General features: G+C 68.2%; 22 protein-coding genes, 1 tRNA gene and 1 pseudogene. 17 read left to right on the forward strand and 7 right to left on the reverse strand.

The window, feature by feature from the left end:
* From AB0C35_RS24550 to AB0C35_RS24565, 4 genes are all read right to left on the reverse strand, one after another.
* On the reverse strand, window positions 1-849 hold the full coding sequence (locus AB0C35_RS24550; protein ID WP_358459847.1) for an NUDIX hydrolase: 849 nt from the start codon (window positions 847-849) through the stop codon (window positions 1-3).
* Between the two features lie 142 nt (window positions 850-991).
* The gene (locus AB0C35_RS24555; protein WP_358459850.1) at window positions 992-1,453 is read right to left on the reverse strand and encodes a RidA family protein; all 462 of its coding nucleotides are present in this window, start codon (window positions 1,451-1,453) and stop codon (window positions 992-994) included.
* A gap of 44 nt (window positions 1,454-1,497) precedes the next feature.
* On the reverse strand, window positions 1,498-1,656 hold the full coding sequence (locus tag AB0C35_RS24560; RefSeq protein ID WP_021591512.1) for a DUF4177 domain-containing protein: 159 nt from the start codon (window positions 1,654-1,656) through the stop codon (window positions 1,498-1,500).
* A gap of 146 nt (window positions 1,657-1,802) precedes the next feature.
* Complete coding sequence (locus AB0C35_RS24565) at window positions 1,803-2,198, reverse strand: helix-turn-helix domain-containing protein (RefSeq protein WP_358459854.1); 396 nt, start codon at window positions 2,196-2,198, stop codon at window positions 1,803-1,805.
* 126 nt (window positions 2,199-2,324) lie between these two features.
* Between AB0C35_RS24565 and AB0C35_RS24570 the strand changes: the two genes are divergently transcribed.
* Window positions 2,325-3,308: an NADP-dependent oxidoreductase gene (locus AB0C35_RS24570; RefSeq protein WP_358459857.1), complete on the forward strand. Its 984-nt coding sequence runs from the start codon at window positions 2,325-2,327 to the stop codon at window positions 3,306-3,308.
* Between the two features lie 71 nt (window positions 3,309-3,379).
* Here AB0C35_RS24570 and AB0C35_RS24575 read toward each other — a convergent pair whose 3' ends face one another.
* Window positions 3,380-4,459 (reverse strand): SPFH domain-containing protein, encoded by a 1,080-nt coding sequence (locus AB0C35_RS24575; RefSeq protein ID WP_358459860.1) that lies wholly within the window; start codon window positions 4,457-4,459, stop codon window positions 3,380-3,382.
* 255 nt (window positions 4,460-4,714) lie between these two features.
* On the opposite strand from AB0C35_RS24575, the gene AB0C35_RS24580 reads away from it, so the two are divergent.
* Together AB0C35_RS24580 and AB0C35_RS24585 are read left to right on the forward strand one after the other, a co-directional pair.
* Window positions 4,715-5,710 (forward strand): ArsA-related P-loop ATPase, encoded by a 996-nt coding sequence (locus tag AB0C35_RS24580; RefSeq protein WP_358459863.1) that lies wholly within the window; start codon window positions 4,715-4,717, stop codon window positions 5,708-5,710.
* An 88-nt stretch (window positions 5,711-5,798) separates the two neighbouring features.
* The gene (locus tag AB0C35_RS24585; protein WP_358459866.1) at window positions 5,799-6,953 is read left to right on the forward strand and encodes an ArsA family ATPase; all 1,155 of its coding nucleotides are present in this window, start codon (window positions 5,799-5,801) and stop codon (window positions 6,951-6,953) included.
* A gap of 217 nt (window positions 6,954-7,170) precedes the next feature.
* On the opposite strand, the gene AB0C35_RS24590 is transcribed toward AB0C35_RS24585, so the two are convergent.
* Window positions 7,171-7,482: a WhiB family transcriptional regulator gene (locus tag AB0C35_RS24590; RefSeq protein WP_131881865.1), complete on the reverse strand. Its 312-nt coding sequence runs from the start codon at window positions 7,480-7,482 to the stop codon at window positions 7,171-7,173.
* Between the two features lie 326 nt (window positions 7,483-7,808).
* Here AB0C35_RS24590 and AB0C35_RS24595 point away from each other — a divergent pair, with 326 nt between their 5' ends.
* Entirely contained in the window at window positions 7,809-10,103 is a 2,295-nt protein-coding gene (locus tag AB0C35_RS24595) for a penicillin-binding protein (protein ID WP_358459870.1), read from the forward strand.
* A 39-nt stretch (window positions 10,104-10,142) separates the two neighbouring features.
* Here the strand turns inward: AB0C35_RS24595 and AB0C35_RS24600 are convergent, their stop codons facing one another.
* Window positions 10,143-10,595 carry a GatB/YqeY domain-containing protein gene (locus tag AB0C35_RS24600; protein WP_358459873.1) on the reverse strand — a complete coding sequence of 151 codons (453 nt, stop codon included), beginning with the start codon at window positions 10,593-10,595 and terminating at the stop codon, window positions 10,143-10,145.
* Window positions 10,596-10,687: 92 nt separating this feature from the next.
* Between AB0C35_RS24600 and AB0C35_RS24605 the strand changes: the two genes are divergently transcribed.
* The 13 genes and pseudogenes from AB0C35_RS24605 to dbpB all read left to right on the forward strand — a co-directional run bounded on the left by AB0C35_RS24605 (window position 10,688) and on the right by dbpB (window position 20,217).
* Window positions 10,688-11,584 (forward strand): metallophosphoesterase, encoded by an 897-nt coding sequence (locus AB0C35_RS24605; protein WP_358459876.1) that lies wholly within the window; start codon window positions 10,688-10,690, stop codon window positions 11,582-11,584.
* On the forward strand, window positions 11,581-12,174 hold the full coding sequence (locus tag AB0C35_RS24610) for a class I SAM-dependent methyltransferase (protein ID WP_358459879.1): 594 nt from the start codon (window positions 11,581-11,583) through the stop codon (window positions 12,172-12,174). Before AB0C35_RS24605 ends, AB0C35_RS24610 begins: the two co-directional genes overlap by 4 nt.
* A gap of 75 nt (window positions 12,175-12,249) precedes the next feature.
* Window positions 12,250-12,323, forward strand: a tRNA-Pro gene (locus AB0C35_RS24615).
* Between the two features lie 332 nt (window positions 12,324-12,655).
* Window positions 12,656-12,832: pseudogene (locus AB0C35_RS24620) on the forward strand (helix-turn-helix transcriptional regulator); the annotation flags it as partial.
* 340 nt (window positions 12,833-13,172) lie between these two features.
* The gene (locus AB0C35_RS24625) at window positions 13,173-13,859 is read left to right on the forward strand and encodes a hypothetical protein (RefSeq protein ID WP_358459882.1); all 687 of its coding nucleotides are present in this window, start codon (window positions 13,173-13,175) and stop codon (window positions 13,857-13,859) included.
* Between the two features lie 171 nt (window positions 13,860-14,030).
* Window positions 14,031-14,489: a hypothetical protein gene (locus AB0C35_RS24630; protein WP_358459885.1), complete on the forward strand. Its 459-nt coding sequence runs from the start codon at window positions 14,031-14,033 to the stop codon at window positions 14,487-14,489.
* A 139-nt stretch (window positions 14,490-14,628) separates the two neighbouring features.
* Window positions 14,629-15,354, forward strand: coding sequence for a class I SAM-dependent methyltransferase (locus AB0C35_RS24635; RefSeq protein ID WP_358459888.1), 726 nt, complete (start codon window positions 14,629-14,631; stop codon window positions 15,352-15,354).
* Window positions 15,355-15,583: 229 nt separating this feature from the next.
* On the forward strand, window positions 15,584-16,288 hold the full coding sequence (queC, locus tag AB0C35_RS24640; protein WP_358459891.1) for a 7-cyano-7-deazaguanine synthase QueC: 705 nt from the start codon (window positions 15,584-15,586) through the stop codon (window positions 16,286-16,288).
* Between the two features lie 8 nt (window positions 16,289-16,296).
* The gene (gene queE / locus AB0C35_RS24645) at window positions 16,297-16,935 is read left to right on the forward strand and encodes a 7-carboxy-7-deazaguanine synthase (protein ID WP_358459894.1); all 639 of its coding nucleotides are present in this window, start codon (window positions 16,297-16,299) and stop codon (window positions 16,933-16,935) included.
* Window positions 16,935-17,291 carry a 6-carboxytetrahydropterin synthase QueD gene (gene queD, locus AB0C35_RS24650; protein WP_358459897.1) on the forward strand — a complete coding sequence of 119 codons (357 nt, stop codon included), beginning with the start codon at window positions 16,935-16,937 and terminating at the stop codon, window positions 17,289-17,291. Before queE ends, queD begins: the two co-directional genes overlap by 1 nt.
* Window positions 17,288-18,088 carry a GTP cyclohydrolase FolE2 gene (gene folE2 / locus AB0C35_RS24655; RefSeq protein ID WP_358459900.1) on the forward strand — a complete coding sequence of 267 codons (801 nt, stop codon included), beginning with the start codon at window positions 17,288-17,290 and terminating at the stop codon, window positions 18,086-18,088. The genes queD and folE2 overlap by 4 nt, the downstream gene beginning before the upstream one ends.
* 3 nt (window positions 18,089-18,091) lie before the next feature.
* A complete protein-coding gene (locus AB0C35_RS24660; protein WP_358459903.1) occupies window positions 18,092-19,069 on the forward strand; it encodes a hypothetical protein in 978 nt (325 codons plus the stop codon).
* Window positions 19,069-20,217, forward strand: coding sequence for a DGQHR domain-containing protein DpdB (gene dbpB, locus AB0C35_RS24665; RefSeq protein WP_358459906.1), 1,149 nt, complete (start codon window positions 19,069-19,071; stop codon window positions 20,215-20,217). The genes AB0C35_RS24660 and dbpB overlap by 1 nt, the downstream gene beginning before the upstream one ends.
* Window positions 20,218-20,233: the final 16 nt, after the last annotated feature.

Here is a 20,233-nt window from a genome sequence, read left to right on the forward strand (position 1 = left end):
TCACCAGCCCGGGTAGTGCCGCATGTCGGACTCCGGCATGACCAGGTACGCCTCGCCGTCGATGATCTCCGCCGTGGGCTCGTTGACGACGATCTCGCGGGGCGCGGCCAGCACGTCCGCGACCGTCTCGTACTCGGCGAGCTCGGTCAGCGTCGCGATGGTCGGCGGAAGCATCATCCACTCGCCCTTGGTCGCGCGCTCGGCGGCCTCCGCCGGACGCACCCACGCGACCTGGTCCGCCTCGGTGCTGACGTCCCGGGCCCGCTGCCCCTCCGGCATCGCCGCGACGAAGAACCGGGTGTCGTAGCGCTTCGGCTCGATCTTCGGGGTGATCCAGTGCGCCCACGGGCGGAGCAGGTCCGAACGCAGCACGAGACCGCGCCGGTCGAGGAACTCGCAGAACGACTGCGAACGGTCGAGCAGGGCCTGCCGGTCGGTCTCCCACTCGTCGCCGCGCGTATCGTCCACGACCGTCCGCCCGGTCGGGCCCGCCAGCAGGACGAGGGTCTCCTCGAACGTCTCCCGGACCGCCGCGCACACCAGCTCGCGGGCGAGCGTCTCGTCCGCCTTGAACGCCGAGCCCCACTCGGCGGCCGGCGGACCGGACCACGCCAGCGACGCCTCCCCGTCGCGCGGGTCGACCGAACCGCCAGGGAACACGTAGGCGCCGGGCGCGAACGCCATGGACCGGACGCGGCGCAGCAGGAACGCCTGCAGCCCGTGCCGGTCATGATCGCGGAGGACGACGACCGTGGCCGCGGGACGCGCCGGGACGGGCTCGGCCCGGCCGGCCAGGATGTCCTCGATCTGGCCCCGGTACTCCGCCGGCAGTTTGAGCCCGTTCACCATCGCCGCCCTACCATTCTCCAGCCCCCGCCCACCGCCCTGTGACGGCCCATTCGGGCATACCGAACGTCATTCAGTCAAGCCCCGCCGCCGGCGTCCGCCCTTTTCGGCGCCCAGATCCGCGGGCCCCGGGGGGCGGACGGGCTCAGGAGACCTCGGCGATCAGCTCGACCTCGACGGGGACGTCGAGCGGCAGGACGGCGACGCCGACGGCGCTGCGCGCGTGCTTCCCCGCGTCCCCGAATACCTCGGCCAGCAGGTCGCTCGCCCCGTTGACCACCTGCGGCTGGCCGTGGAAGTCGGGTGCGCTGGCAACGAAGCCGAGGACCTTGACGATCCGCACCACCCGGGACAGCTCCCCGACCTCCGCCTTAAGCGCGGCGACGCAGTTCAGCGCGCAGATCCGCGCCTGACGGGCGGCCTCCTCGGGGCTGACCTCCGCGCCCACCTTCCCGGTGAGGCCCAGCTCACCCTTGACCAGCGGGACCTGCCCCGACGTGTAGACGAGCGAACCCGTCCGTGCCGTGGGGACGTACGACGCCACCGGTGGGACGACCTCCGGCAACTCGAGCCCCAGCTCGCGGATCCGCTCTTCGGGCGTGCTCAATGCGACTCCTCCTCGTTGAGGCGCTGCTCGTTCAGGGCCGGCTGCTAGGACTGCACTTCGCGCTTGAAGTAGGCCACAAGGTTCTCCGGGTTCGGACCCGGCAGGACGGTGACGAGCTCCCACCCGTCCTGGCCCCAGTTGTCAAGGATCTGCTTGGTGGCGTGCACCAGCAGCGGAACGGTCGCGTACTCCCACTTCTTCATGCGCCTCACCCTAGCGATCGGCCTACCCGAACCCCCTTCGAACCCACCGTTCAACGGGCCACCGGAGCCGCCTCCCGCCACTCGCCCTCCGGTCGACCCGCCACTCGCCCTCCGGTCGACGTGACCTGGACGCCCTTCAGGACGCGCTAGGACGCGTCGTACTGCGCGCGCGCCGCATGGATCTCGTCAACGTGGCGATTCGCCCAGTCCAGCATCGACCTGACCAACGGGATGATGCGTTCGCCCAGCAGCGTGAGCGTGTACTCGACCTGAACCGGCACGGACGGCGTGACGGTCCGCGCCACGAATCCGTCCCGTTCCAGGGAACGAAGCGTCTGCGTGAGCATCTTGGCGCTGACGCCCGGCATCGCCCGGCTGACCTCGGCGTACCTGCGCGTGCCCTCCGCCAGCTCGATGAGGACCATCGTGCTCCACTGCTTGCCGACGATGCCCAGCAGCTGGTTCATCGGGCACGTCTCCATGAAGGCGTCGAACGCCGCCTTCTCCTGCTCGCGGCGCTGCGCCGCCGTCATCGTCGCCATGCTGCGGGCTCACCTCCGGGTGCCGAACGCACTCCGAAGTAACTTCTTCCGGCTCCGCGCTGTTCCGGCGACAGTGATCGGTGCGGGGGTTCTCCCCGTAATCCACTTCACGCAGGGAGTTCTGGCATGCGCGCGATCATCGTCAAGGCACCGGGCGGGCCCGAGGCGCTGGAGGAGGCCGACGTCCCGGTGCCCGTCCCCGGGCCGGGACAGGTGCGGATCCGGGTGGCGGCCGCGGCGGTCAACCCGGTCGACGCGGCGGTCCGCTCCGGCGCCCTGGCCGGCGCCGGGCTGATGCCCGCCTTCGGCACACCGCCCACCCCCGGCTCACCCATCGCGGCCGGGCCACGGGCGGCGGTCGGCATCGGGATGGACGTCGCCGGGACCGTGGACGAGACCGGCCCCGGTGTCGCGCACCTCACGGCCGGGGACGAGGTCATCGGGCTGCAGGACCGGCTCGACGTCCCGCTCGCCGGCTACGCGGAGGCCATCGTCCTCGACGCCGGCGCCGTCGCCCGCGCGCCGCGTTCGGTCTCCCCGGGCGAGGCGGCCACGCTGCCGCTGAACGGGCTGACGGCACTGCAGGCACTGGACCTGCTCGGCCTTCCTCCCGGCGGCACGCTGCTGGTCACCGGCGCGGCCGGTGCGGTCGGCGGCTACGCCGTCGAACTCGCCGCGCTCCGCGGCCTCCGCATCGTGGGCTCCGCTTCCGCGGCGGACGAGGCCCTCGTCCGCCGGCTCGGCGCGGAGATGTTCGTGCCGCGGGACGTCCACCTCGCGGACGCGGTCCGCGCGCTCGTCCCCGGCGGCGTCGACGGGGCCGTGGACGCGGCGCTGCTGTCCGCGGCGGCGCTCGACGCCGTCCGCAGCGGCGGGACGTTCGCGGCCGTCAACGGCGGCCCGGCCGTACCGGTGCCGCTGCGCGGGATCAGCGTCCGCAACGAGTGGATCCGCGCCGACGCAGGGCAGCTCGGCCACCTCGCCGACCTGGTGGACGAGGGCCGGCTCACCCTGCGCGTGGCCGGCGCGCTTCCACTGGCGGAGGCCGCGAAGGCCCACGTCCGGCTGGAGGCCGGGGGCCTTCGGGGCCGTCTCGTCCTCACCCCCTGACGGGCCACCTCCGGGAGACTCGCCCCGGAGGTGGCCGTCGTGATCATCGCGGCGGGGTCACCGGGTCATGGTCAGCGCTGGGGCGGGGGCTGCTCGCCGTCCTGCGAACCGGAACCCGGAGCCTCCGCGCCGCCGGCGCCCGTGATGCCGGGACGCCCATCGTCCGGCGGCCCGGTCAGGCCTGGCGAAGCGGCCTCGTCGCGCTTCGGCTCGTCCAGTCCGATGACCGGCGGGACGTCCTCGGGAGACCCCAGCGTCGGGGACGTCTCCGCCGCCTTCGCCAGCTCCTCCTCGGCCTTGGCGAGCCGCTCCGCCAGGCCGGGCTTGCCGTCCCCGCGCTCGGCCTCCTCCTCGGCCGGGCGGGCGGCACCCGCGGCACGGTCGAAGAACCGCAGGATCTCGACCGGCAACGGCATGATCAGCGTGCTGTTCTTCTCGGCGGAGACCTCCACGACCGTCTGCAGCAAACGCAGCTGGAGGGCCGCCGGGTCCTGCGACATGATCTCGCCGGCGGCGGCGAGGCGCTTGGACGCCTGGAACTCGCCGTCCGCGGTGATGATCCGGGCGCGCCGCTCCCGCTCGGCCTCGGCCTGCCGGGCCATCGACCGCTTCATCCCCTCGGGCAGCGAGACGTCCTTGATCTCGACCCGCTCGATCATGATCCCCCACGGGTCCTCGGTGATCTCGTCGATGATCGCCCGGAGATGCGCGTTGATCTTCGCGCGCTCGCCGAGCAGCTCCTGCATGTCCGCCTGCCCGATGACCGAACGCAGGGACGTCTGAGCGATCTGCGACACCGCGTACCCATAGTTGTGGACGTTGACGATCGCCTTCACCGGGTCGATCACCCGGAAGTACACGACGGCGTCGACGCGGACGCTCACGTTGTCCTGCGTGATGCCGTCCTGACCGGGCACGTCCATGGTGATCGTCTGCCGGCTGACCTTCTGCATCCGCTCGACGATCGGCACGATCGCCGTCAGCCCGGGGGCCCGGACCGCGCCGGGGCGCAACTGCCCGCCCCGCTGCACCTGGCCGAACCGGAACACGATCCCGTGCTCGAACTGCTGGACGACACGGATGGACGACGACAGGACCATCAGTCCGCCGATGACGACGACGAGCAAAATGATGAGTGCTACTGCTTCCATCACGGGCACCTTTCTCGCGTGGACGGCCGGGGCGGGCCGGACAGGCCTCCCCGGAGCCTCGACAGGGCTCTGAACCCGTGAAGATTCAGGCGACCGGCCACGGCCGGTTCACGTTTCCCAGCTAACCCCGCGGGCAGGCCGGAAACAACGTCCGCGAATGATCTCCGCAGCTGAGACGGCACCGTGTCAGGGATCACTTGCATGAGGGCGGGCGCACTCTGAAGTGTTTGACGAGCGAACGATATGGTCGATCGGGTGAGCGCGAGAGACACCGACTGGGACGGCGTACGCCTCCATGTGGTCACCGGCAAGGGCGGCACGGGCAAGACGACCGTCGCGGCCGCACTCGCCCTGGCCCTGGCCGCCGGGGGCCGCAAGGTCCTCCTCGTCGAGGTCGAGGGACGCCAGGGCATCGCCCAGCTCTTCGACTGCCCGCCGCTGCCGTACGAGGAGCGCCGCGTCGCCGTCGCCCCCGGCGGCGGGGACGTGTACGCGCTCGCCATCGACACCGAAGAGGCGCTCATCGAGTACCTCGAGATGTTCTACAGCCTCAAGCGCGCCGGGAAGGCGATGACCAAGCTCGGCATCGTCGACTTCGTCACCACCATCGCCCCCGGCCTGCGCGACGTCATCCTCACCGGCAAGACCAGCGAGTCGGTGCGCCGCAAGAAGAAGGACGGCTCGTTCATCTACGACGCCGTCGTCATGGACGCCCCGCCCACCGGCCGCATCACGAAGTTCCTGAACGTCAACGACGAGGTGTCCGGGCTCGCGAAAGTCGGACCGGTCCGCAACCACGCCGACACCGTCATGAAGGTCGTGCGCAGCCCCGAGACCGCCGTGCACTTCGTGACGCTCCTCGAGGAGATGCCCGTCCAGGAGACGATGGACGGGATCCGCGCCCTCACCGACGTCGGCCTCCCCATCGGCGGCGTCGTCGTCAACATGGAGCACCCGACCGTCCTCGCCGAGGACGACCTCGCCGCGGCCGCCGCCGGCACTCTCGACACCGACGAGATCGTCCGGGGTGTGAAGGCCGCCGGCCTCGAACACGACTCCGAGTCGATCGCCGCGATCCTCGCCGCCGAGGCCACCGACCACGCCCGCCGCACCGCGCTCCAGCGCCGCGAGAAGGAACGCCTGGAGTCGATCGACCGTCCCCGCTACACGCTGCCGCTGCTGTCGGACGGCATGGACCTCGCCGGCCTGTACGACCTGGCCTCCGCCCTGCGCGCCCAGGGCGCCGCATGACAACCGCCCCGGCCCCGCACACGACCGGCGTCCGGGACCGCCGCCCGGCCACCGCCCCGGGCCCGCGCACGACCATCGAGGGGACGCGATGACGACCGGTAAGACCCCGCCCGCTCTCGACGTCGACGCGCTGCTCGACGACCTGCGCACGAAGATCATCGTGTGCTGCGGCTCCGGCGGCGTCGGCAAGACCACCACCGCCGCGGCCCTCGGCATCCGCGCCGCCGAACGCGGCCGGGACGTGGTCGTCCTCACCGTCGACCCCGCCCGCCGCCTCGCCCAGTCGATGGGCCTGTCGGAGCTGGACAACAACCCGCGCAGGATCGACATCGACGGCGACGGCGAACTGCACGCCATGATGCTCGACATGAAGCGCACCTTCGACGAGATCGTCGAGGCGCACGCCGACCCGGACCGGGCCAAGCAGATCCTCGCCAACCCCTTCTACCAGTCGCTGTCGTCCAGCCTGTCCGGCACGCAGGAGTACATGGCGATGGAGAAGCTCGGGCAGCTGCACCGCTCCGGCGCCTGGGACCTGATCATCGTGGACACCCCGCCGTCCCGCAACGCCCTCGACTTCCTGGACGCCCCCGAACGCATGGGCCGCTTCCTCGACGGCCGCTTCATGAAGATCCTCGCCGCGCCCGCCAAGACCGGCGGCCGCTTCGGCGTCAAGGTCATCAGCGCCGGGTTCGGGATGTTCACCGGCGTCATCAACAAGGTCCTCGGCGTCCAGCTGCTGCGGGACGTGCAGACGTTCGTCGCCGCGTTCGACACCATGTTCGGCGGGTTCCGCGAACGCGCCGAGAAGACGTTCAGGCTCCTCCAGACGCCCGGCACCGCGTTCCTCGTCGTCGCCGCCCCAGAACCCGACGCGCTCCGCGAAGCGTCCTACTTCGTGGAACGTCTCGCCGAGGAACGCATGCCGCTCGCCGGGCTCGTGGTCAACCGCGTCCACGAATCCGCCACCGACGCCCTGTCGGCCGCACGCAGCCAGGCCGCCGCCGAGACGCTGGAAGAACGCGGCGAACACCCTTTGACCGCCGCGCTGCTCCGCCTCCACACCGACCGCATGCAGCTCGCGGCCCGCGAGGACCGGCTCCGCGACCACTTCGCGTCCACCCACCCGACCGTCCCGGTGACGGCCGTCCCCGCGCAGCCGGAGGACGTCCACGACCTCGACGGCCTACGCCAGGTGGGCGAAGACCTCGCAGCCCCCACCAGCTCCCCGGCCGCCGCCTGACCCTCCCGCCGCCCACCCTGCACGGGCGGACACGCAGTCGGAGCCGCTCCTGAGTCTGCGCACGTCGCATACTCGCAACGTCGCGGATGGAGAGTCGGCAGAGGGCGGGTGCGGCGGCAGGCCCGCACCGGGTGTCGGTGCGGGCCCGCTGCCACGCTTCTCTTTGGACCGTGCCGGTCCTTGAACCTCTACCGGACGAGCCGCTCGGGCGGGCCGGTTAGCTGGCGACGAGTTCTTCCTCGTCGACATCGACCGACCGCTCATACTCTTCCTTCGCGGTCTCCAGCAGCGCGCGCCACGATCGCACATCCGGCCGGCGCCGCAGCAGGGCTCGACGCTCCCGCTCGGTCATCCCGCCCCAGACACCGAATTCGATCCGGTTGTCGAGGGCGTCGGCGAGACACTCCGTCCGCACTGGGCAGCCGCGGCAGATGAGCTTGGCTCGGTTCTGCGCGGCTCCCTGCACGAACAGGGCGTCCGGATCCGCGTTACGGCAGGCGGCGCGGGCGGTCCAATCCGTGATCCACATCTTGGCCCCACTCCCCTAGGGTCTGTGTCGATTTGCGCTCCTTGGCCGGACGGGCGCGGACGTCAGGCCGCCAAACGAAAGCCGTGGGGAAGAACTTACGGAAGCGAGGGACGTTTCAACAGTCCCCGGAGGGCCCATTCTCGATATAGCCCACCGGGGCCATACCGCCGGAACGGACTAGTTACCTGTAGTTGACGCGCCAGACGCGGCGCAGGTTGTCATCATGAGGGCATACCGGACGAACATCCCGGTCAGCGTCGCCGGAAAGCGGGAGTTACGGGAGACGTGTCCCAGATGCACTGCTCGTCCCGCGTACCCTAGTCCACGTGCGCGTTGCGAATACGGATCGGGTCAAGGCGGTATCCACGCTGTTCAGGCTGCTCGGGGCCGGGGTCGTCGCGGGCGTCCTCGTGGCGTTCATCGCGCTGCCCGCCGTCGGCAGCGCCGGCCTGACCGCACGCGACGCCGCGAACAACTTCGAGAACATGGACGGCCGCCTGGAGACGACACCCCCGTCCGAGAAGACGGTGGTGTACGACTCCGACGGCAAGGCGATCGCGACGTTCTTCGACAAGTACCGCGAGTCCGTCCGCCTCGACCAGGTCGCGCCCATCATGCGGAAGGCGATCATCGACATCGAGGACTCCCGGTTCCACGAGCACGGCGCCCTCGACCTCAAGGGCACGCTCCGCGCGCTGGCATCCAACGTCGAGTCCGAGCAGACGCAGGGCGGATCCACCCTCACCCAGCAGTACGTCAAGAACCTGCTGGTCGACGCCGCCAGGACGCAGGAGGAGTACCGCGTGGCCACCGCGCCCACCGTCGGCCGCAAACTCCGCGAACTCCGCTACGCCCTCGACATCGAGCAGCGGCTGACGAAGCACCAGATCCTCGAGGGCTACCTGAACATCGCCTACTTCGGCGCCGGCGCGTACGGCGTCCAGGCCGCGGCCAAGCGGTACTTCAGCGTCCCCGCGTCCAAGCTCACCCTCGGGCAGGCCGCGCTGCTCGCCGGCATCACCCAGAACCCCACGGCCTACGACCCCATCCGCAACCCGAAGGACGCGCGGAAGCGGCGCGACGTCGTCCTCCACCGGATGGCCCAGCTCGGTCACATCACCCAGGCCGAGGCCAACGAGGAGGCCGCCAAGCCGATCGAGCTGAACCGCACCGACCCGGTCGGCGGCTGCCAGGTCAGCAAGGTGCCGTACTTCTGCGAGTACGTGAAGTACGACGTGCTCAACATCCTGTCGGACGGCAAGTACTGGAGCCTTGAGGCGAAAGAGCAGCAGGGCATCGTCAACGAACTCAACCGCGGCGGCTACACGATCCGCACGACGCTCGACGCGAAGGACCAGCGCGCCGTCGACAAGACCCTGCGCTCGACCGTCCGCCCCCGCGGCAACCGCGTCGCCGCCGAGGCGATGGTCGAGCCCGGCACCGGCAAGATCAGGGCGATCGGGCTGAGCAAGGAGTTCGGCCCCGGCAAGGGCAAGACGACCATCAACCTCCCCGCGGACACCGCCCACGGCGGCGGCACCGGCGTGTCGGCGGGCTCGACGTTCAAGGTCTTCACGCTCGCCGCCGCACTCGACCAGGGCATCCCGGTCAACACGACGATCAACTCGCCGGAGACGATGACGATCGGCGGCTTCCAGCCATGCCGGTACACCGGGACGATCCAGGGCAAGAAGTACACCAACGACCTGGTCGGCGGCGGTGAAGCCTGGACGGTGTCCAACGCCGGCGACAGCGAGAAGGGCAACTTCAACCTCAAGACCGGCACGTGGCACTCGGTCAACACCTTCTACGCGGCCCTTGAGAAGCGCGTCGGCGTCTGCAACGCCGTGAAGATGGCCGAGAAGTTCGGCATGAGGCAGGGCAACGGCAACCCGCTGATACCGATCCCCTCCCAGGTCCTCGGCGTCAACGACGTCGACATGGTGCACCTCGCCGCCGCCTACGCCGGCTTCGCCGCCCGCGGCAAGTACTGCCCGCCGATCTCCGTCACGGAGGTCGTCGACGCGCAGGGCAAGCGGCTGAAGCTCCCCGAGCACAAGTGCAAGCAGGTCCTGGACGAGGACGTCGCCGACAAGGTGAACTCCATCCTCCAGGGCGTCATCACCAAGGGGACGGCGCAGGGCCGCGGCCTCGGCCGGCCCGCCGCGGGCAAGACCGGCACCTGTGAAGAGTTCACCTGCGCCGTCTTCGCCGGCTTCACCCCCGACCTAGCCGCCGCCACCGCCTACTGGGACTTCCGCGGCCCCTGGAAGTACAAGGTCTACGGCGTCTACGGCGCCGGCATCCCCGGCGGCATCTGGCAGACGTCGATGCGCCGCGCCCTCGCCGGCGAGCCCGCCACCGGCTTCCGGACCCCGTCCAACAACTTCGGCGACACCGTCGGGGTCCCGGACGTGCAGGGCCGCACCATCGCCTCCGCGACCGCCCGGCTCCAGGGCGCCGACCTCCAGGTCAGGGTCGCGTCAGGGTCCGTCGAGTCCGACCAGCCGAAGGGGACGGTCGTCTCCACCTCGCCCGGCGCCGGCAGCGAAGTCCCACCCGGCACCACCGTCATCCTCTACGTGAGCAGCGGCCCCGAACGCGAGCGCCCGGACGACTGACGCCACGGTGTCGCCGGACCGTCCGGCGACACCGCCCCTTCACTCCGCGAGCTGCCGCTTGACCTCGGCCGCGACCCGTCCCCCCTCGGCCCGCCCGGCCACCTTCGGGTTCACGGCCTTCATGACCTGCCCCATCGCGCGGGGCCCCGCCGCACCCGTCTCGGCGATCGCGTCCGCGACCAGCGCAGTCAGCTCCTCATCGGTGAGCTGCGCGGGAAGATACGCCTCCAGCACCACGCCCTCGTCCCGCTCCGCCTGCGCCTGCTCCTCACGCCCCGCTTCCCCGAACGCGGTCGCGGCCTCACGGCGCTTCTTCGCCTCCCGGGTGAGCACCTTGACGACGTCGTCGTCGGACAGCTCACGCGACCGCTTCCCGGCGACCTCCTCGTTCTTCACCGCCGTCAGCGCCATCCGCAGCGTGCGGGTGCGCACCTCATCACGCGCCTTCATCGCGGTCGAAAGATCGGTCTCCAGCTTCTCCTTCAAGGTCATGGTCACATCATGCCCGCACGGCACCCGGAGCTCATCGGGATTACCGCGCGGTGCCCATCTCTGGAAGCATGGAACCCTGAGAAGGGAGAGCCGTGCGAAAGATCTACGCCGTGCCTCTGGGGCTGCTGGGCGCGGGCGCCGCGACCTTCGGGTACGCCTCGGTGATCGAGCGGAACTGGTTCCGCCTCCGCCGCTTCGACGTGCCGGTGCTGCCTCCCGGCCGTCCCCCGGTGAAGATCCTGCACATCTCCGACACGCACCTCACACCCGGCCGCAGCCGCCTCATCCACTGGGTCCGCTCCCTGGACGCCCTGGAGCCCGACCTCGTCGTCAACACCGGCGACTCCCTCTCCCACCGCGACGCGATCGGCCCCTTCCTGGACGCCCTGGGCCCCCTCCTCGACCGTCCGGGCGTCTTCGTCTACGGCTCCAACGACCTCTACTCCCCAATCTTCAAGAACCCCCTGCGCTACATCTGGCGGACGAGCAAGTCCGACTACGGCCGCACCCGCCGCGAACCCGACCTCCCGTACCGCGAACTCGCCTCGTCCCTCCAGGCCGCCGGCTGGCTCGACCTCAACAACCGCATCGGCCGCCTCAAAGTAGGCGAACTGGACATCGAGTTCGGCGGCATCGACGACTCCCACATCGACCGCGACCACTACGACAAGATCGCCGGCCCGGTCGACCCGCAGGCCGACGTCCACCTGGGCGTCATGCACTCCCCGGAACCCCGCAACCTCGACCGCTTCACCGCCGACGGCTACGACCTCCTCCTGGCCGGCCACACCCACGGGGGCCAGGTCTGCGTCCCCTTCTACGGCGCCCTCGCCACCAACTGCGGCATCGACCGTCCCCGCGTCAAGGGCCTGAACAAGCACCGCGGCTCCTGGCTCCACGTCTCCGCAGGACTGGGCACGTCCCCCAAGGCCCCCATGCGCTTCTGCTGCCCACCCGAAGCGACCCTCCTGACCCTCGTCCCCCGGTGAACTGGCAGACCGCGACCCTCCCAGCCGCGCTCTACGACTACGCCGTCCAGAACCCCGTGCTCTCCCGCCTAGGAGCCCGCACCCTCTGGAACTACGACATAACCCACCTCCGCGAGAGCATCGCGGCCCAAGACCCCACCGCCCTGACCCTCGACATCCCCTGCGGCGGCGGCCTGGCGATAACCTACAACCCCCGCCACGTAGCAGCCGACCTCTCCCAGACCATGCTCAAGAGGGCCCGCCGCAAGACGAGAACCCTCCTCCAGACCGACATCTACGCCCTCCCCTTCGGCCCCGCCACCTTCGACGCCGTCCTCACCTACAACGGCCTGCACTGCCTCGAAGACCCCGCTCTGGCCATCACCGAACTGACCCGGGTCCTACGCCCCGGCGGCACCCTCCGCGGCACAACCGTGACCCGCGGCACCTCCCGCCGCCACGACGCCCTGATCACCCTGATGCAACGCCGCGGCCTCTTCGGCTCCCCCGGCACACTCACCGACCTCCGAACCTGGCTCACCACCGCCGGCCTGACCGACATCGCCCTAACCCCCTCCGGCGCCGTGACCGGCTTCACAGCCCGTAAATAGGGCCGCACCACCCCCCGCCATCCGCTAAGGTGGACAAGGCGCCGGGAGAACGTACGACTCCCGGGCAGCCACCACCGGGGTGTAGCGCAGCTTGGCAGCGCGCTTCGTTCGGGACGAAGAGGTCGTGGGTTCAAATCCCGCCACCCCGACACAAAGATGCAGGTCAGAGGCCGGATCTCCTCCAAGGAGACCGGCCTCAAGATCTTTTGTCCGTCATTTGTCCGCGAGACTTACCTTCTACTCGCCGACACGGTCCGTCCCGGACCAGCACCGACAGATATTTTCATCGCTCGCCCAACGTTCAAACGGCGGCCATCCGTCCAGCACCCAAACCGGTCGAAGGCTCCCAATGCTGGCGGCGCCTCCACCCATGACCCCGGCGATGTAGCCGCCCCAACACGGCCACCTCACCCTGGCTGCGGACGAGCACCCCGACGGGCATAACTCTCCCGAGCTCGTTCCTCTCATCACGGGGGCCGCCATGAGCCCGAGCCTCGGGTTGCTCGTACGCTCCGCCCGCGTCGCCCGCGGCTGGACTCACCACGACCTGGCCAACCGCATCCACTGCTCCCGCTCCACCATCTCCCGCCTGGAGACAGGCGCCCAAGCGCTGGACGACGTAGCCACCCTCCGCCGCCTCGCCGAAGTTCTAGAGATCACCCCGACCGCACTGGGCATCACCGCTACGGTGACGATCCACCCACCCGCGGAGGACGATGTGCGGCGCCGCCAACTGCTGACCGGCCTCGCGGTCACCGCTGCCGCCGCCAGCGCCCCAGCCCGAGCCGCCGTAGCGGCAGCGGCCGGCCCCGAAACCAATCCGCGTGAGTACCTACTGCCTCGCATCCGCGACGCGATGCTCGGCACCGACCACCGAAGTCAGCCGATACAGGCCCCCCAACTCCGTCCGGCACTCGCGCCTGATCTCCAGCGGGCACTCAGCAGGAGAAACGGCCAGCTCCGTCCTCGCCGAGACGTACACACTCGTCACGCGCATCATGATCAAGCTGGACGATCAACTCGGCTGGATCGCCGCCGACAGGGCCCGCACTCTCGCCGCCGCATCCGACAACCCCTTGGTGGCTGGCGAAGCAGCACGCAACCTCGCCGTGCTGGCACGCCGCGCAGGCTTGCACACCCAGGCGGCGCAGATCGCATTGGGCATGGCCGAGGACGAGATGCTGCAAGGCCGCGATCCAACTCTCACCGCCGAACGCGGCTTGCTGGTGATGTCGGCCGCGTACACCGCCGCCCACGCCGGCGACCGCTCCGGTATGCGACAGCTGACAGACCAAGCAGCCGCAACCGCCGCACAACTCGGCAGAGGCGTGCTCTTACGCGACCACGGCGGCGGCTTCAGCCCCACCGCAGTCCAGCTCCACCTCATCTCCGCCGAGTACGCCGCAGGCGACCCCTCTTCAGCCATCGCAGCCGCCCGCAAACTCACGCCACGGTCTCTACCGACGCTGGAACGCCGAGCCCGCTACTTCACCGACATCGCCCGCGCATACGGAATGTGGGGACGCCGCGACCAGTGCCTACAGGCGCTCCTCCATGCAGAACGCGCGGCCCCTCAAGAAACACACTCCCGCCCAGCCGTCCGCGACCTGGTGACCAGCCTCCTGGTCTCCGGCCGAACGTCCCCCGAGCTCCGAGGCCTGGCCGCCCGCTGCGGCATCCCATAAACCCAAGCCTTCGACCGTAAGCCGAACACCCGGCTGAGTCCCAGAGGCCGTGCAGAACATGCACACCGCGTCCACGACCTGCACGCCGGCCTCCTCACGTCGTCCCAACCGGCCGACAGTGAAGCCAGACCGCTGAGCCCACGGCAGGTCACCGGCTCAAGGAGGCTCATCATGACCACCGGAACCGTCCAGGACATCGGCCGGACGGGCACCCAGCCCAGAGACCCCAAGTCGTTCATCAACCCACAGGTCTGGGAGCGGCAGATCGCCCTCCTCGTCCGCGACCACCCCTTCGACACCGTGATGGCCGAGCGTCTGTTCGGGCAGGCCGTCGCCTACCTCATCACCGCGATGGAGAAGTGGGGCGAGAACCTGGAGATCGGCTGCGGCCCGCTAGTCGACACCGCCGTCCACGGATTCATCCTCGACACCCGCAACTACCGCGAGTTCTGCGACCGGCACTTCGGCCGCTTCCTGGAGCACATCCCGGCGATCGAGTTCAAGCACGATGGCTCCGTCGAGCGGACGGCCCACATCATCGAAGCCAACGGGTTCGCGATCGACTGGCCCCTGTGGGAGGCCGACTTCGCCAAGTGCACCCCCTGCTACCCCGGCAGCAACTGCCACTGATCCACATCACACCGAGGGGCCGGCGCCGCCGAGGCACCGGCCCCTCGCCGTGCATTGAAGGCGAAGCAGCAGGTGCCGCTGCCGCTCCACGGCTACCGTGACACGGGTCCCACCATCCACTCACCAGGGGCCCGCACACATGCCGACCAGCGTCAATGACCGCACTAGCTACTGGGATCACTACGCCGAGGGCGTCACAGACGAGGCGCCAGAAGAAGCCCTCAAGAACGCCTTCGGCTGGACGCAGTATCCCGGCCACGGTCCAGGCGACGAACTGCTCGGCGACCCGCTCACCGCCCTAGAACTCGGCTCAGGCCGAGGCGACGCCGTAGCGGCTCTAACAACCAAGGGCATCGCAGCCACCGGGATCGACATCTCCGAGACCCAGTGCCAGCGCGCCCGGAGCCGCTGGGGCCACCTTCCCTCGGCCCGCTTCGAACACGCCGACGTCATCGACTACCTCACCGCCACAGACCAGCGCTGGGATGCCATCTACTCCATCTGGGGCGCGGTCTGGTTCACCAACCCCGACGACCTGCTTCCGCTTATCCACACCCGCCTGAACCCTGGCGGCAAGCTGGTCTTCTCTCACGCCCCCGCTGTCCCCGGCTCCTACGGCGTCCAAGGCATCTACGGCGCCGGCTTCACCGGCCCCCAAGCCTGGCTCTACCGCTGGTCCTACGAACCAGACACCTGGACCACCATCCTCCAAGCCCACGGCTTCGTGGAGATCACTTCTCGCATAGAGCCGGCTCCCACCCCGGACCACGTCGGCACCTTCGTAGCGCAAGCACGCTGTGCACAGGACACTCGACCTGCAGTACGGCGAGTGGGCATCCAACAACCGACCAATGACTCACTGTGACTTAAGTGCTCTCGTCTCCGCAGCAGCGATCGATGCAGTTTCTGTGATCCTGCTGAGCCCTGCATCCGACTCACCTTACGGTTGTGCGGCCCAGCGTCTCGTAGGTGGGCACGGGCGACTCCCCCGTGCGCATGGCAGATTGCGGACGCCCGAAACGGAAACTACACTCATCCGGGTTACGCATGAGGCTGCAGTTTCCCGTGGGTGCCCGGGGATGGGGGAGCGACAGATGAGCACGGACAAGCGCAAGGCAGTGGTCCTGCTGAGTGGTGGTCTCGATTCGACCACCGTCCTGGCGATCGCGCGGGAGGAGGGGTACGAGACCTACGCCCTCAGCTTCCGGTACGGACAGCGGCACACCGAGGAACTCAACGCGGCGGACAAGGTCTCCCGTGAGCTGGGTGCAGCCGAGCACGTGATCGCTGACATCAACCTTGCCGTCTTTGGCGGCTCAGCGCTGACCGACGAATCCCTCGACGTCCCTCGCCACGACGATGTGAGCGAGTTGGGCGACGGGATTCCGATCACCTACGTGCCTGCGCGCAACACTGTCTTCTTGTCGTTCGCGCTCGCCTGGGCCGAGACACTGACCTCGTCGGATGTGTTCATCGGTGTCAATGCCTTGGACTACAGCGGCTACCCCGACTGCCGGCCGGAGTACATCGAGGCGTACGAGCGAATGGCGAACCTCGCCACCAAAGCCGGCGTCGAAGGCACTCAGAAGCTCAAGATCCACACTCCGCTGATCGACCTGACCAAGGCTCAGACCATTGAGCGAGGCCTGGCGCTGGGCGTGGACTACAACTGGACGCACAGTTGCTACGACCCCATCGACGGCCGCGCCTGCGAAACGTGCGACTCGTGCCTGCTTCGCAGCCGGGGCTTCGCCGAACTCGGCCTCGTCGACCCCTCCTTTACGTCGGCGAAGGCCTGACGGGCCGGATGTACCGGATCAAGGAGATCTTCTACACGCTGCAGGGCGAAGGGAGCCACGCAGGGCGTCCGTCGGTGTTCTGCCGCTTTACCAGCTGCAATCTGTGGACCGGCCGTGAGAAGGATCGCCACCGGGCTATCTGTCAGTTCTGTGACACTGACTTCGTCGGAACCGACGGACCGGGCGGCGGCCGGTTTCAGACAGCTGCCGATCTCGCGGCTGCGGTCGCCAAGACCTGGCAGGGACGCGAACATCCGCGCAGCCGCCGTTATGTGGTTTGCACAGGCGGCGAACCGCTCCTGCAACTGGACCGCGAGGCCGTGAACGCCCTCCACGCCGAAGGGTTCGAGATCGCAATCGAGACTAACGGGACGTGCCCCGCACCCGAGGGCATCGACTGGATCTGCGTCAGCCCCAAAGCCGGCACCAAGATCGTGCTGACCTCGGGCAACGACCTGAAGCTGGTTTATCCGCAGGTCGGCGCCGAACCTGAACGTTTTGAACACCTTGCTTTCGACCGGCTTCTCCTGCAGCCGATGGACGGTCCCGATCTCGTTGCCAACACACAGGCCGCGATCGACTACTGCCTTGCCAACCCGCAATGGCAGTTGAGCGTCCAGACTCACAAGACCTTGGGAATCCGTTGATGGAGATCTTCCGCGAGTTCACGTTCGAGGCTGCCCACCGGCTGCCGAACGTGCCCGGCGGCCACAAGTGCGCAAGGCTGCACGGCCACAGCTACCGCTTCGAGGTGCACGTGAGCGGCGAAGTCGACCCGGCTATGGGCTGGCTCATGGACTTCGCCGAGATCAAGACCGCAGTCAAACCGCTGGTCACACAACTCGACCACTATTACCTCAATGAGGTCCCAGGGCTGGAGAACCCGACCAGCGAGGTCCTTGCCAAGTGGATTTGGGATCGGTTGGCTGACAAACTGCCGCTCTCGGCCGTCATGGTGCGTGAGACCTGTACTTCCGGCTGTGTCTACCGGGGGGAAGCATGATTCTGCAGGATGTTCAGGCCACGCCCGACTCGCGTGGCGTTCCGCTCGACGAGGTCGGCGTGGAAGGGCTCCGTTATCCCGTCCTAGTCGCCGACGGACAGGGGGCCAAGCGGGAGACCGTAGGCACCGCCACCATGTCTGTCAGCCTAGGCCATGAGGTCAAGGGAGCCCACCTCAGCCGCTTCATCGAAGTGCTGCACGAGGCTCGGGAGCAACTGAGCCTCAGCGGTATCGCAACCATCGCCGAGGACCTGCGGCAACGCATGGCCAGTCCCACATCGCGGGTCAGCCTCGGCTTCCCTTATTTCCTTGAGCGTTCGGCACCGGTGACCGGCGCGCGCGGCTTCGTTGACTATGCGTGCTCGCTGGCCGCCGTCAGCGCAGCCGAGGGAACCCAGGTCACGATAGCCGTCACGGTGCCGGTAACCAGTGTCTGCCCGTGCAGCAAGGCCATCAGTGATCGGGGCGCCCACAACCAGCGCGGTCACATTACGATCGAGGTCGAGCCGACCGACCCACAGAACGGTCTCTGGTTTGATGAGTTGATCGACATCGCGGAGAAGTCGGCATCCTCGCCGGTCTACGCCGTCCTCAAGCGGCCGGACGAGCGCCACGTGACCATGGCGGGTTACGACAGCCCCGCTTTCGTTGAGGACATGGTCCGCAATGTCGCCCAGTCGTTGAAGACGCTGGAGAGCGTCGTCGCGTACCGGCTGCGCGCAGTCAACGACGAGAGTATCCACAATCACGCTGCCTACGCGGCGGTGTCTTGGACTCGCCGAACCGGCGACGCATAGGACATGGGAAACAACACCACTCCGGGCGACCGGTCCGTCCACCTGATCGTCACCTGTGCCAACCGCAAGCGAGGCGTGCTGTCCCCCACACTCAGGGCACGCGAACTCGCCGAAGGCAATGGTGCCGAAGCGCGTTGCCGCGACTGGATCTGCCGCCTGGCCAAGGAAGCGGCGAACACACGCGCCGCCGACCTGTACGCCGGTGAGTACTGGCAGGTGGCGAAGCAACTCGGAGAGGTAGTTGGACCCGACGCATCAATGTGGATCTGCTCGGCTGGCTACGGGCTGATGCCAGAAGACGCGCACATTGCGGCCTATGCGGCCACTTTCGCCTTCGGTCAGGCCGACTCCGTCGCCTCGACCACCGACGACGCCCGCCGGTGGTGGGAGACTCTGGCGCAGTGGGCCGGGCCCGTTCCCGGCTCTCCACGGACGTTCACCGGCCTCACCGCCGGCAACTCTGACGCGGTCGTCATCGCCGTGATGTCCGATGCCTACCTGAAGCCGTGCGCGGATGACCTCCGGCAGGCGGCCGGAAAACTAGCTGATCCCGACAACTTCGTGATCATTGGACCGGGGGGCCGGTACCCAGGGCTGAAGGATTTCATCATTCCCGTCACCGCGGCGGTCCAACCGGCAGTCGGCGGGAGCCTGCTTTCCTTGCACGCACGGGCCGCCCTTCGTGTTTTTGAGATGGCCAGCGAACAGCAGAAGCCGTTGACACGGACGGTACTCGCCACGCTGATGACGGAGTTGAGGGCGTCTGCTCCACCGGTGATCGCCCGCACGGCAGGTACCAGGCTCAGCGATGACGAGGTGTTAGCCTTCATCCGCACAACTATGGCTGAGGAAATCGGCCCTGTCTCTGCGACCAGGCTGCTCCGCCGCCTCCGCGATTCTGGACAGTCTTGCGAGCAGGCCCGCTTCAAAGGACTGTTCCAGAAGGTCATGCAGGAAGACGCGCCCAAGGAATGGTCCTGATGTCCGTGCCTAGGAACGAGCCTTCCGTCGAGGTCCGGGCCCTTCGGATCGTCCAGGTCAAGGACTACCCGCTCTACATTTTTATGTTGCGGGCCGAGCACGTCCTGGAGTTCGCCGACATCTCCCGCGTGAGCCGCGACGAGGCAGGCAAGCTGATCGGTTATCAGCGGCCACAGGTACGCAAGCACATCCAGGAGATCGCCGAGTATCTAGACAGCCCGCTTCCAATCTTTCCGAACCCGATCATCATGGCGCTCTCGCCCGATGTCCGATTCAAGGCCACCCGCGGCGGCAACCGGCTTCCGGACGACGGTGACTCCGACACTGGCCGGCTATTCCTTCCGCTGCCGGAGGAGGGCAAACCGAAGCCTGCCTGGATCGTTGATGGACAACAGCGCACCTTGGCCCTGGCGCGTGCCAAACGCAGGGACTTCCCGGTTCCTGTTACGGCGTTTGTCGCCGATACAGTGAACCTGCAACGTGATCAGTTCGTACGCATCAACAACACGCGCCCGCTACCGCGCGGCCTGGTCACCGAACTGCTGCCCGAGGTCGACAGCCCACTGCCGGCACGGCTGGCAATACGCAAGGCGCCATCAAGCCTGTGCGATGTGCTGAACTCCGACAAGAAATCTCCATTCCACGGAATGATCAAACGCGCCTCCAGTGCCGGGAATCGCCAGCCCGGCACGGTGATCACTGACACCGGCGTCGTGGACATGATTCAGGAGAGCTTGATGTCTCCGTCCGGCTGCTTGTTCCCCTATCGGGACATCGGCCGCGGTGAGACGGACTATGACGCGATCATCCATGCCCTGATCATCTATTGGACAGCAGTCCGTGACACATTCCCAGAAGCATGGGGGAAGGCGCCCGAAAGAAGTCGGTTGATGCACGGCGCCGGAATCAAGGCAATGGGCCGCCTCATGGATCGCATTCTCGGTACGATTGACCCTCAACGCGATGATGCATACGAGCAGATTCGCCGGCACCTTGAACTTGTCGCTCCACACTGTCGTTGGATCGCTGGGACCTGGGAGGGACTCGGGCACCGCTGGAACGAGATCGAGAATGTAGGAAAGCATGTCCAAGAACTTTCCAACTACCTGATCCGTATTTATCAGAACGCACGCAGGGAACTCCTTTGAAGTTTTTCTTTCCAGA

The organism is Spirillospora sp. NPDC048819 (assembly GCF_040650055.1).
Lineage (GTDB): Bacteria > Actinomycetota > Actinomycetes > Streptosporangiales > Streptosporangiaceae > Spirillospora.